The following is a 12,433-nucleotide window of genomic DNA, read 5'->3' as shown; positions in this document are numbered from 1 at the left end:
TCAAGGCGCGACCCAGCTGGCGATAGGACTTACCAGGCTGCTGGAATTGATCGCGGTAAACGTCGGCTTGGCGCCAAATTCCGTCACATACAAATCCAGCCGCTTCAAGCTTTTTGCCGCGCTGAAATTGACGGCGAAACGTTTGAAGCTGGCGCCGTTAAGCGGATCGTCTGCATTCGGGTTGGCGGTATTGCTGTTGCTCTGATGGTAGCCCTTGGGCAGCAGCACATTTTGTGTCGTGCCATCGGCAAACGTGGCGCGCAAGGTGTAGTCGCAGCCGGTGCTTTGACAGTAATTCGCATATTTCAATTTCATCTGATCCCAGTCGGACTGGCTGGCCGGATCGAAGGTACGGGGCAGATTTCCCTGGCCTGTGCTGCTTACCGCCAGACGATTCAGCGTGCCATCGGTCTTGGAAATGTTGCCCAGCACGGTGACGACCTGCTGCTTGCCTTGCATGTCGCGTTGCAGCTGGCTTACTTTGGAACTGGCGTCGACGTAGGCGCCCTGGCTTGCGGACCAGCTGGTGAATTGGCTTGCAGCGCTGCCCGCGGCCGGATCATAAACGATACGGCTGTTCATCCAGCCCTGTATCAGCGCACTGCTGTAGTCGGCAAACATGCTCCAGCGATAGCCGCTCGCGTGATCGCCGGAGCCGCCTTGCATCGGATCCTGGCGATAGCAGCGTCCTGCAGGGTCCAGCTGGCGGCCGCTGGTTTTGCAAGGCAAGGCAGGCAATACCGGTGACAACAATTGATTGCGGATTGCGTCATAACCCCAGCTCGATCCGGACAAGCTGCCGCCCGGGTAGGGATAGCTGCCGCTGTTATACATATCGCCCGCATGCAACATGCCGAAACCGTGGCCCATCTCATGCACGAAAATGCCGCCATAATTATCGGAATCGCCATCTGCATTAGTGGCGCCGACACTAGTCAGCCCGCCACCCATGCCGATAAGCTTGCCGCTAAGCGGGTCTTCCAGCACCATCGGCATCCAGTAGGCGACATTCAGATTGCCGTCATTGTTCGCCGTCACGCTGCGCAATTCGGGCAGGACTTGCAGCATCTGCCCCATCAGTACATAACCGTCGCCGCCAGACCCGGCCCTGGCGGCGGCGAAGGAAGCATATGCCTGAGCCGCTGCGGTGCCGGTGGGCGCCACCACGAAGTCGCTGAACGACAGGTCGCCAAGATTGACTCCTTGCACCGATGCAGCGGGGATTTCCTGTGCGTAGTCGGCGGCTATGCCGGCATCCATTTCCAATTTTTCGGCGGCGGCCATGACACGCGTGGCGCCGAAGAAAAAGGCCGGCACGGTTTTCACTTCCAGGTTGACGCCGCCGGTCACGGTCAGCGGCACCGTAGCGACTTCGCTGCCACGTGTGATCTTCAACGTAACCCCCGGTTGTATCCATTCCTTCGGCAGCAGCACGCTGTATTTGCTGGAGGAGTAACTGGGCATGCCATTGTCGGTAGCCGGCAATTTGTCGGGGGTATTCAGAGTCAGGCTGCCGAGGCTGCTGCTGACGACTTCGACCTGCATCGCGCCGCCTGCGCTGGCCGGCTCCACCATCAGCAACGCCGCCCGGTTAGCCAGCAGGTTTAAAGTGCGGCTGTTGCCATTCGCGGTTTGCATGGTGCGGCCGGTTGGCGGCACCACATGTGTTTGCGCCAGCTCCACGCTGTTTAGTGCAAGCGAACCACTTACAACAGGCTGGGATGGAGTGGCTGGCGCGCCCTGATTGGGAACAAGCGGTGTCGTTGCTGCGCCGGGATTTTCAGAATTTCCGCCAGCGGCCACGGAACCGGACGTGGTCGATGAGCTGGAGTTATTGGAACCGCCATCGCCGCAAGCAGACAGGAGCAGTGACAAGGCAGCGGCAGCTGTCGCCGAGCGGCGCATGGATGAGAGAGCGAAAAAACGCATTACACACTTTCTTGATGGGCGAAAATTTCCTTTCGGCAATATTCGTGCCATCTGTTTGTAGCGTAATTGCGCTCTCCATAGCCCCAGGTGGGGCAAATATAGGTCGATCGACAGCAAAAAATTGTCACATGAGAACTAAAAATTGTTCCCTGTTTTTGAACCATGAGGGGAGCTGATTAGCGGTGATGAAGTACGGCTAGCAGCAGAGCATTGGGGAAACGGAGCCGCGAGGGCTCCGTCCGCTTCATTTGCACTTTATAAAAACAGATTACGATTCGCCGGATGCGACGGCGGTTGGCGGCACATAGTTGTAACTTACCGGACCTGTACCAGCATTGCTGCGTTGAAGCAGATTTTTCGGACGGTCGATTAACCCGATCCAATTCTCATCTTGCGGTTTTATCCAGGTCTGGCCAGCTAGAATTTCTTTTTCATCGCGCGCCCATTTCGCCATCTTCGCGGTAAATTTGTCTGGATACTCTCTGGCGGGACAGGCGAGATTCAACCAGGGATCGCAAATCGCCACATGCTCGGGCCACTTCTTCATATCCGCCCCTATCAAGTGGGGAGGGACTTCTCCTATCACCGTAGCGGCATGGTCTGTGCCAAACCAGAGTTTGGCAACGGGCGCCGACGGGTTCTTCCAGGCGATCCAGTCTTCAGACGCCTGTGCCAGCGCCGTACAGTTATGGCCCTTTCCGTTCCAAACGCCGCGCGAATATTCCTGCGTATTATTCAGATCAAGATTTCCAATTTGCCCCAACGCCGCACTAGCGTGTTGCAGCCTTGCCTGTTCTTGTCCAGGATCTTTTTTCAGACTCCTTTTATTGAACGACTTAAGCGATCCTTTTTCTTTATCGTAGAGCGTGCTCTTGACGTAACTAAGCGCCTCCTCCGCCAGCTGCATATTTTGTTCACCCTCTGTGCTTACATGGATCGCAGAGATTGAACTACTGGCTGCCAGCGCGTTCGCATCTGACACCGCCGCCTGATGCGATGGCTGACTTTCCGCCCTCAACGAAGAACTGGAAGCCCATTGCGTGCGCAGATTGCTCGCCATAGTGTTTCCTCCATGATTCTTAATCTTGAAAGGCAGAAAATCTACAACTTTATCGGTCATGGATTGGCGCCGGACCAGAGCAGGCGGCTCGCCATCGCTAGTTCCGACTCCGGGCCTGTGCCCTACGACCGCATGATTAGTGAATGGAATCTTCATGGCATAGCTTTTTGGTAGTGGATAAATTTCTAAAATGATTTCCCGTTGTCTGAAACAGTGGCGGCGAACCGAACAACCCTGCAGTCATCGACGAAAGCTGGCAGCACTCGATGGCTGCGACTGTTTTCGGGAAAACCTTTATTGATTAATGAAAAAGACTGCGAAAAAAACTGCGAATAAAAAACAAGCGCCAGCCTCGTTCATGCTCCCATAGGGATCTGTCGAGTGGACTGCATGGGAATGGCGCTTGCGGAAAATTTACCGTGCCGGCAGACGGCTTTGTGCTCAGCAAAGAGAGGACGATTGATCAGCGCTCTGGACATGCAAGGTTTTCCTCTCATCGACGAAGCATTTATATAGGCAATAGGTAACAACAGGATTTGCATGGTTCCGTCCGGCGTCGAATTAAGCTGCGTTTTTCGGCGCCCCGCTTCACTGCTGCACAGATATGCGCCGCAAGCGGCAGCAGTTGCCCGCAATGATGCAGCCGATTCGGGAAAGTCAGAGCGAATGTAAGCAGCTTGTAAGCTAGCGCGCGCACTAATGGTTCTCTTCAAAACCAGTAGAAACAACAGCTGGCTCAAACGCGGAGACATGCTATCTTCTTCGCTTCTCATGAATGCGACGATTGCGTGAGGTGATTCAGATCGGCGCTGCAAAGCGTGGTTTCTTGTTGCAGAATATTTCGCCGTCCGGCACTTGATCCATGCCGTTCTGTGACGACAGCGGTTTTCAGGAACTAGGTCGGCCAGAGAAGCACTTGAAGCACTTGATGTAGCGGCGCGATGATTGTGATCTTCCCTGCCAGCGCTCAGATAAGCGGATCCGCTTACCCGGCATCGCTGAGCGGTCATGAATATTCAAGAATGCTAACGCGACGGGAGTGGTTGGTCGCCCGGGCCGCAACAGCGCGGCCCGGATGCAAGCGACTCCTGCCGCCATGACAGAAAGTTGATTATTTAATCCATGAATATTGCATGTTATATCCGCAATGCTGCGGTTTTCGACCAAGTCCGGGCCGCACTTGTGCGCGCCGGTTTTGAATCCCACCACTTCCCTTCAGAAACAGTGTTATTGCGCAGCTTGCGCCGGCGTAGTTTCGATTTGATCCTGATCGATATGGCGCTGGCATCGAAAGATAACGACAGCATTCTTTCCTGGCTCAATTTCCGCAGTGGCGAGCGTACACCGACCTTGATCCTTTCCACGGTGCGTAACGCGGATCTGGTGGCGCTGGCGCTCGATAGCGGCGCCGACGATTTCCTGGTCAGGCCGTTTGAGCCGGTTGAACTGATCGCGCGCATCAATGCCTTGCTGCGCCGCTGCTCCCCTCCCAATGTACGGCGCGCTATCGAATTCGCCGGCTTCTCCCTTAACCGGGATACGGTGACATTCAGCTATCGCGGCGCCCCTATCGGATTGACGCCGCGCGAATTCGGCATGGCCTGGCTGTTCTTTTCTTCACCCGGCGTATATATTTCGCGCGAGACGATCGGCGCCGTCATCTGGAGCGCCGATAGTGAAATTGCCGGCAGAACCATAGAACAGCATGTCTACAAGCTGCGCAAAAAACTGCAGATCGGAGATCAGCCGATTGTCATGATCCGCACCGCGTATAGCCAAGGCTATCGCCTGGAATTGTGCGCCGCCAATGAAACATTGCCGAGCGCCGCCTTAGCCGGATGAGTTATTGGTTCGACTGCGCCAGCATGGCGGGCGGGATGTTCTTATACACTTTTTTCGCATACTTGATGCGCAGGCCGGGATCACGCGCATTGTAGGCGCCAACGGCTTCCCAGGTCACGCCCATGCGCTGCATGTTTTGCGACAGGATCCAGGCGCCGACCTGAAGATTGGTGCAGGGATCTTTCAGCCGCTGTTCATCAATGCCGTATTTGCGCAAGGTTGGCAACCAGCTGCTGTTTATCTGCATCAGGCCGATGTCGTAAGAACCGTTTTTATTGCGATTCATGGCGTTCGGATTGAGGCTCGATTCGGTCTTGGCAATTGCGTACAGCAGCTGCGGATTGACGCCATACCATGCGGCGACTTCCGCCCAGCAGGCGCGGGCGTTGTGGTGAAACATGAGCAGGCCGGCAGCCAGCAGACCGCACCTGATACTCATCGAAATACGCGCCATGCGCCGTAATTGCGGATCAGGGACTGAAAGTGGCATTGGCATACCTCATCTCTTTATCGGCATAACAAATCAGGGGTGTATGCTGCGAGTCCATCGCAATCGTACCCATCGGCGTGTTGATGAAACGTCTGCCGTTGGCATCGATATCCCAAAAATGGCAAGCGTCGCCCGGACTCATGATGCGGGAGAGTGATATGGAGGGCGAATCCATCCAGCCAGATGCCTCAACTGCCCGTCCGTACACATGACTCACCGCGGTTACGTCACGATTTGCTGTGATGTCGCGGCTGGCGCTAATGTCACGGCCGGCGCTCATATCGCGGCCGGCGCCGATGTCGCTGTCCGAATTGATAGTCCCGCTGGCATGGATGGTACCCTGCGAATCGATGGACTGCGATGCAATCAAATTTGCGGTGCTGACGGTGCCCGGCACGCTCAGGTTATCGTTCTGGTCCACCGCCAGCGCCACCCAGCTGCCGCCGTTGTAGGTAAAGGCACGATTAAGGCCGGTCACCATGCGGACGTCGCCATCGTTACTACCGGCAAAAGGCAGGTTGCCATAACTGGCGACCGGCTCCTTCCATTGCGAAGGAAAGGTCCAGACGCCGTTGCTGCCGCAGGTGAGCAAGCTTCTGGTCGAATTGTCGACCGCCATGCCCGCTTCCGCCACGCCGGCTTGATTCAGGCACGAAGATCCGAGATTCACCAGCGCCGCGCTGGCCATGCGCAGCGGCGTATACATGCGGTTAAGTTCGGGCCGGCCTGGCACCGCGTTACGGTAAAGAAAATCGGTCGACAATTGACCGGCGCTATTGTAAAAAAGATTGGAAACCAGATGCCCGCCGTCGGCGGCAGTGCCGGCCAGCGCCGCTGCGCCGCTGCATGCGACCGAGCGGTAAGGGCTGGTGTCCATGCTCCAGGAAGCGCCTTTGGCCGTGGCCGGATCGGCCGCGCTGATATAACCGCTGCCCTGGCCGGCGTTCATGGCGATCGCGGCAAGGTCGCGGTCAGAAATTTTTTGTCCGCCGGTAGTCGCAATCAAGGCGTCGAATTGCCCCGGATGGGCGGCAGGATCCGGCTGCCGCAGCAGCACGCATGGCGTCTGTCCGTAGACATTAGCGCTGGCGATGCTGTTCGACAGGAACTGCCCGGCTTTCAGATCGGCGACGCTGATGGCGATTACAGTAGCCGCGCTGGGCGTACGGGTCTGCAGCGTTTGCCAGTTAGCGCTGATGTATTTGTTCGCCGCATTGACGATCTGCGATTGATAATAAGCCGCCTGCCCTCCTTTGGTGTCTTCCAGGGAGGTGTCCATCATCGCCGACAAGCCGACCATGATGATCGAGCCAACCGCCAGCGCCCCCATCAATTCGAGCAAGGCGATACCGCTTTGCGGCTTCTTTGTGCAGGCTCTTTTCATATTGGATTTCTTCACGCTGGATGTTTTCACGCTGGACACTTTCACGCCGGGCATCGTCACGCCGGACACTTTCATTTTGGCATCGCGATCCACACCGGCGCGCCATCCGGAACCGACTTTCCGTTCAGGGCCGTCACCGGTATCCTGGTGTCGCCGAAGACCGGCGATTGCAAGGTCGCGACGCCGCTCTGATAGACCCCGTTCAACACCGAATTCTGGGACTTCATGGCGATTGCCGCCGCGATATTGACTGGCGGCAGCGAGGACGCGTAGATGTAGATAACCCCTGTCGCATCGCGGTAGTTATTCCAGATCGGCGCCGCGCTCTGCTGGTACAAGGCCGACCATGCCGGCAGCATGTGGGACGATTTCAAAGCAGAAAAACTGACGCTGGTATCAAGCACATCGTTCTGGGTGAAATAATCGGCGACCGCTTCCCGATACAGCGCCATGCTGTCTGCAATGCTCATGGCGACGCCCGCATCGGTAGCGGCGAAGGTCTCGAAATTCCTGATGGTGTATACCCCCACCAGAGAGATCATGGCCGTCAATACCAGCATATTCCACATTTCCCGCTCCTCTGCTTTTGCGTTGTTTGTGTCTTGCTTCTGTCTTGCTCCGGCTGCGCCAGCTGCAATCCGTCATGGCCGGCAATTAAGACGCGACAATCAAGACGCGGTAAACGTCACCGCATTACCGGTCGCGCCAACCACACTGCAAAGCGCCGTAGCGCCGGCAACCGTGGCCGGAAAGCTGGTGATCGCGTTTGCTCCGGCCTGGTCGATCTGGGTCCAGCCGCTGGCGCCGCTGATCATGTTGATGCAGACATCCTGCGGCACCGCATTGTATGTAATGGAAAATGCGCCGCCGGTTCCAGCGGCAGTGACAGCGCCCCCCCAACTGTTACTCAAGGTGGTGCCGCCAGCGCCTCTGGCGAGCGTATTGGGAATGGCGTTGGAAGTGATCAGGCTAGGCAGCATGGCGGCAGGATAGGTTTGACCGATATACAGTTTCCTGATGCCGGTGCGGATCGCTACCACTTCTTCCGTGGCTTGATTCGATTTCGCGCTGCCGAAGGCGCCGGTCAGCAGCGATACCGCGCCCAGCACCACGATGGCGGCGATGCCCAGGTAGGCGATGCCTTCCAGCAGTGAGGCTCCGCGTTGCCGCGAAACGCGGTCGGCCGCGCTCAGGGCGGTGTGTTTCAAATCGAAAATGCATGTGTTTTTCATGATCAATCCCTCAAGTCAATGTGATAGTTCAATGGACACTACGGGTCACCGCTGCGATTTCCTGCTGAATGCCGAAAAATCCCGTCACCAGCCAGCCAATCACGATCGCCAGCGTGACAATGGCAAAACCGTTCAACACTTTCATCCGGAGCGATATCACCTCTACTCCTTGCTCCATCCATTCGTCCGCCAGCAATTTCAGCGCATCGGCAAAGCCCTTGTATTCCGCGTACACACACAGGTCGTCGATCACCTCTTTCGATGGAAATCCATAACCCGCATTGCGCAATGCCTCGCCGCAATTCAAGCCGGAGCGCACCCCCAGCAAAGCGCCGTCCAGCCGTTCGCGCAGCCAGGGGTCGGCCATGGCAGACAGGCGCACCAGGGATTTCTCAACCGTGACCCCGGCCGATTGCAGGGCCGCAAACGCCATCAGAAAGCCGCTGCCGACGATCAGCCGATAAATCGAATAGGGCGGACAACCATCGAAGAAGACCCTGACATTGCCGCGCCAGCGCGGCATCGATGCAAACACCGCGACGCCGATAGCCAGCGCCGCAAAGATCGCATACAGCATCCAGTTCTGTACCCATAGCGACATCAGGTAGAGCGACTTCGCAGCGCCATGCCAGCCGGAAGGATCGATCATGCGTGTGAATTGCGGAATAACCCGGGTGCCGAACAGATAAATGTAGACCGCGATCAAAAAGAAAATCGCCACCGGATAGGCAATCCCGCCAACAATCACCGAATTGATTTTTTTGCCAGCCTGCACCACATTGACCACCGCCAGCAAGGTAGTCTCCAGGCGCCCCGCCTGCTCGCCCGCCATGATGATCATCTGTTCCGTTTTCGGCACCCACCACTCCAGCCCTTCTGACAGCAGGCGGCCGTTCTGCACCATGCGCCGGCAATCATCGAGCACGATTGCCAGCGGTTCATTAGGTTTGCGTCCCTGCAGCGAAGCGCGGTCGCGCAACTCTTCCAGTATCTTCAGCAGCGGCAAGCCGTTGGACAGCATTTTCGCCACCTTGCGATAGAGCCGCAACCGGGCCGTATCCGAGAACTGGGTTCTGGCCCACCAGCGATTGATGTCAAAGAACACTGCCGGCCTCCACCACGTGCAGATGCGGCGCATGCTGGGTGGCGCCGATCGTAAGATGGCCCACCACTTTTTCCGCCATGCGCGGATCGATCAAACCAGCCGCCACCTTTTCGATGGCATGATCGAGAATCGTCTTGCCGCCCAATTCCTGGAGCCAGTAAGCCAGCGCCTTAGTCTTTTCGCCAAGCCGCACATATCTGAAAAACTGGTCGTCGGGAATGATGATTTCAGCGATCACCGTTCGCCCTACCGTGCCGTGATGCGAACATTTTTCGCAACCGGCGCCGGTGATATAGACGTCCTCCAGGTTACGCGAGACGGCTTGCCTGACGCGCCCCAGCGCCGCCGGTGACAGCTCCTGCTGATGCTCAGCCAATGGAATCTTGCAATGCGGGCATAATAATTTGACCAGGCGCTGACTGATCAGGCCGGTGATGACGGTGTGATCGGCCACCAGGCTGACCGGCAAGCCGAGATCGAGCAAACGGTCGACGATCGCCAATGCGCTGTTGGCGTGCACGGTGGTCCATACCTGATGCCCGGTCATCGATGCGCGCAAGGCATTTTGGGCCGAGGCGCGGTCGCGCATTTCACCAATCATGATGGTGTCCGGATCGAGCCGCATGGCGTTGGAAATGGCGGCCGCAAACAAGCGCGAACGGTCTTCTTCGGTACCGGCGTTGGTGACCGATGTCTGGACCGCGCCTTCGATCGGATATTCGACCGGATCCTCGATGGTCAACACGTGCATCTTGCCTTCGGCTTCGATGATTTCACCGCATAAAATGCGTTGCAGCGATGTCGATTTTCCCGAACCGGTGGGGCCGCTGATGATATTCATTCCGATCGGCTGTTCTTTGAGTTGCTGCAACGCGATGGCGTGCTCCTCGGAAAATCCCAGGGGCCGCAAATCGATATTGTCGCCGGCGTCGTTGTACAGCAGACGCAACACCATCACGCTGCCCTCGTTGGTCGGCACGGTGGCAATCCGCACCCCGTATAATCCCGGCGGCAGCTTGTCGCGGTCGGCGATGCTGGCGTCCTGCCGTTCGGTCGGTTTGTACGAACTATCCGAAACCGAAGTCATGGCGCCGTACAAGGTCGCCAGCAAACGTTCGCCGTACTCGCGCGTCTGGCCGCCAACCGGCACCAGGTCGTTATGAATCCGAAAATAAATTTCAGTGCAATTTTTTTTAACCCGCAGATGAATATCCGAAGCCCGGGCGCTGCAAGCTTTATTCAGCATGTCCTTGGCGGTGACCTGCATCATCGAGTGTTCCTGATGACGGTCGGCCAGCATTGAAAACGCGTTTTGATTGATGCGGCGTATCACCTCGATATTGGTGTAGACCACTCGGAAAGGCCTGTGCATCTTTTCCAGGCGGCCTTGATAAGACAGCACGTGCGGATTCAGATTCTGGCCCGCGGCGATCAGCAGCCGGCCGTCACCGAGCAGGCACAGCAGTTTTTTTTCCTCGGCGCCGGCTTCGAACGCACCACTGTTACTGAGTACGCCGACGCTGGCCAATTCGCTAAAATCGTTCAATGCCGCTATCCCGACCTGGGCACGGGCGTTTTCAGACGGCTTCGCTATGCGCAGATTCATCTTGCCGATCCTCTCGCCTGGCCAGCAGGCTGGGGCTGGAGCGCCGGCTGCGGCAGGTTGGCGCCCGGATAACTCGGATTGAATCCTGGCGCCGGCGGCGCATAGGACGCCAGACGGATGCGCTGGCTGTTCTTTGATTGCGCAATCACTTCACTGGAGCGTATCGACAGGATCTTCATACCGTTAGCCAGGATATCGCCGCTCTGCACATCGACAATGCTGCCGTCGTTCATTTGCAGCGTCGCAAACATCGTCTTGCCGATGCCCTCGATCGCGCGAATCACCGGATCACCCACTACCGGCGGCGCCGAGATGACGCTGGCCATGGTTTGACGGGCCAGGATTTCGTTCTGCTTGTTGACGATATTGACTTGCACTTCGAGCTGCCGTTCGCGCGCTTTCAGCACCAAGGTCTCGGCGTCGATACGTGTCAGGCTCTCCGAGGTGCTCTCGGCACTGGCGATCCCTGCCAGCATCAGCGCAGAAACAGCCGCCAGCATTTTCAGTTTATTTTGCATAAATCGTTCCCTCCATTGACCATTCCGAACCGCGATAAGTGAGTTTGTCGATACGCACCCCGGGCCGGTTAAGCACTGCTGCAATCTCCGCCGGCCCGACGCCGTGTGTGTTCAGGGAGAATGAATACGATTGCCATTCCGGCCGCCAGCCGCCAGTATTTTCGGCAGGCTTGGGCGGCTCGATCTTGACGATACGGAGCGGCACGCTCAACGCCTGCAAACGCGACATGATGGGTTCCAGCAAGCGCTGATTGTCGATCAGGGTTTCATTCACCCCTGGCGCCAGCGGCAGCCGTTTGCTGTAACTTGCCTTATCGCCGCCAGGGTCGATCACGGCGTCCGGCACCTGCTCACGCAACAGGGCGATGGTGGAATTGGTCCTGATCCAGGCATACGCCAGCTGCTCAGGTGTGCAGCTGTAGGATTCGAGTTGCCAGCCGCCGGCGGTGATATGCGAAAACTGATGCAGGCAGGTCCGCACCAGTGCCGGCGGTGCGGCTCTGTTCGACCACGGGCGCGCCACGGCGGACACTTCAAGCAGCATTTTCTGACGCGCCGCCGCCATCGCAATTTCATTCTCGCGCTCTTGCTTTTTACGTTGGTAATATTGCCAGCCCATCAATGCGGAGACAGCAACCAGCACGATGACGCCGGCGCCGATTGCCATCGGCAGCCACGACAGATTGCGATTGATCTGGCGCAGCCTCCACCATTTATGGATACGGATGCTGCCGTCTTTTTTATGCGGGATCAGGCTTTCGATATCTCTTGCATTGAAATTGTGAAAACCCTGCTCTGCCAGTTCGGCGTCGCCGATCACTACGTTCCAGCCGCCCAGCGCATAGTCGCCATGCAGTCGTTCCAGCACCTCTTCCTTGCTGCCGGCGAAATCGCCGTTCGGCAGGAAATTGGCGTCGCGCACGGCAAAATAAGCCCATTTTCCGTCCGCCAGCTTGAATGCCCCGAGCCAGTTGTGCACCGGTTGTTGCTCGCCGTCGTAAAACGCGCCTTCCAGGGCCAAGGTCTTTGAAACCACCGCCCCCAGCGAATACAATATGCCGCGCGCGCCGTCCTTGGTTTGCGCGAATCCGGCCTGCGCCGTCGAATGGTCCATGCGGATGACCATCAGATCGGAATCGATCTTCTTGGCCAGATCGGCCGCTTCCTTTGCCAGATCCCGCGGCCGCGACAGCGATTGCCAGAACAGCCCGCAGACGAATTTATGTTTCTCTAGCTGTGTGATGTAGATCGCCATGACTCGGTCCGC

The 12,433-nt window shown here is 57.3% G+C and carries 12 protein-coding genes; 1 reads left to right on the top strand and 11 read right to left on the bottom strand.

Features of this window, described 5'->3' with window-relative positions:
- From VNZ60_RS11930 to VNZ60_RS11920, 3 genes are all read right to left on the bottom strand, one after another.
- Positions 1 to 1,929, bottom strand: coding sequence for a M66 family metalloprotease (locus VNZ60_RS11930; RefSeq protein WP_325659374.1), 1,929 nt, complete (start codon positions 1,927 to 1,929; stop codon positions 1 to 3).
- A 268-nt stretch (positions 1,930 to 2,197) separates the two neighbouring features.
- Positions 2,198 to 3,049 (bottom strand): hypothetical protein, encoded by an 852-nt coding sequence (locus tag VNZ60_RS11925; protein ID WP_325659372.1) that lies wholly within the window; start codon positions 3,047 to 3,049, stop codon positions 2,198 to 2,200.
- A 296-nt stretch (positions 3,050 to 3,345) separates the two neighbouring features.
- On the bottom strand, positions 3,346 to 3,741 hold the full coding sequence (locus VNZ60_RS11920) for a hypothetical protein (RefSeq protein ID WP_325659370.1): 396 nt from the start codon (positions 3,739 to 3,741) through the stop codon (positions 3,346 to 3,348).
- 370 nt (positions 3,742 to 4,111) lie between these two features.
- On the opposite strand from VNZ60_RS11920, the gene VNZ60_RS11915 reads away from it, so the two are divergent.
- A complete protein-coding gene (locus tag VNZ60_RS11915; protein WP_325659368.1) occupies positions 4,112 to 4,831 on the top strand; it encodes a response regulator transcription factor in 720 nt (239 codons plus the stop codon).
- Position 4,832: 1 nt separating this feature from the next.
- Here the strand turns inward: VNZ60_RS11915 and VNZ60_RS11910 are convergent, their stop codons facing one another.
- The 8 genes from VNZ60_RS11910 to pilO2 all read right to left on the bottom strand — a co-directional run bounded on the left by VNZ60_RS11910 (position 4,833) and on the right by pilO2 (position 12,421).
- Positions 4,833 to 5,270: a lytic transglycosylase domain-containing protein gene (locus tag VNZ60_RS11910; protein WP_473964751.1), complete on the bottom strand. Its 438-nt coding sequence runs from the start codon at positions 5,268 to 5,270 to the stop codon at positions 4,833 to 4,835.
- A gap of 31 nt (positions 5,271 to 5,301) precedes the next feature.
- On the bottom strand, positions 5,302 to 6,798 hold the full coding sequence (gene pilV / locus VNZ60_RS11905; RefSeq protein WP_325659364.1) for a shufflon system plasmid conjugative transfer pilus tip adhesin PilV: 1,497 nt from the start codon (positions 6,796 to 6,798) through the stop codon (positions 5,302 to 5,304).
- On the bottom strand, positions 6,777 to 7,274 hold the full coding sequence (gene pilM, locus VNZ60_RS11900; RefSeq protein ID WP_325659362.1) for a type IV pilus biogenesis protein PilM: 498 nt from the start codon (positions 7,272 to 7,274) through the stop codon (positions 6,777 to 6,779). The genes pilV and pilM overlap by 22 nt, the downstream gene beginning before the upstream one ends.
- Before the next feature lie 99 nt (positions 7,275 to 7,373).
- On the bottom strand, positions 7,374 to 7,937 hold the full coding sequence (locus tag VNZ60_RS11895) for a type 4 pilus major pilin (protein WP_325659360.1): 564 nt from the start codon (positions 7,935 to 7,937) through the stop codon (positions 7,374 to 7,376).
- Between the two features lie 28 nt (positions 7,938 to 7,965).
- Positions 7,966 to 9,042 carry a type II secretion system F family protein gene (locus tag VNZ60_RS11890; RefSeq protein ID WP_325659358.1) on the bottom strand — a complete coding sequence of 359 codons (1,077 nt, stop codon included), beginning with the start codon at positions 9,040 to 9,042 and terminating at the stop codon, positions 7,966 to 7,968.
- Positions 9,032 to 10,648 carry a GspE/PulE family protein gene (locus tag VNZ60_RS11885; RefSeq protein WP_325659356.1) on the bottom strand — a complete coding sequence of 539 codons (1,617 nt, stop codon included), beginning with the start codon at positions 10,646 to 10,648 and terminating at the stop codon, positions 9,032 to 9,034. The genes VNZ60_RS11890 and VNZ60_RS11885 overlap by 11 nt, the downstream gene beginning before the upstream one ends.
- Positions 10,645 to 11,166: a type IV pilus biogenesis protein PilP gene (gene pilP / locus VNZ60_RS11880; RefSeq protein ID WP_325659354.1), complete on the bottom strand. Its 522-nt coding sequence runs from the start codon at positions 11,164 to 11,166 to the stop codon at positions 10,645 to 10,647. Before pilP ends, VNZ60_RS11885 begins: the two co-directional genes overlap by 4 nt.
- A complete protein-coding gene (gene pilO2 / locus VNZ60_RS11875) occupies positions 11,156 to 12,421 on the bottom strand; it encodes a type 4b pilus protein PilO2 (RefSeq protein ID WP_325659352.1) in 1,266 nt (421 codons plus the stop codon). The genes pilP and pilO2 overlap by 11 nt, the downstream gene beginning before the upstream one ends.
- Positions 12,422 to 12,433 lie beyond the last annotated feature (12 nt).

The sequence above is a fragment of the Collimonas sp. genome (assembly GCF_035566375.1).
In the GTDB taxonomy this organism is placed as follows: domain Bacteria; phylum Pseudomonadota; class Gammaproteobacteria; order Burkholderiales; family Burkholderiaceae_D; genus Collimonas.
The sequence above is the reverse complement of the archived record's forward strand: the minus strand, read 5'-3'. Positions and strand labels throughout refer to the sequence as shown.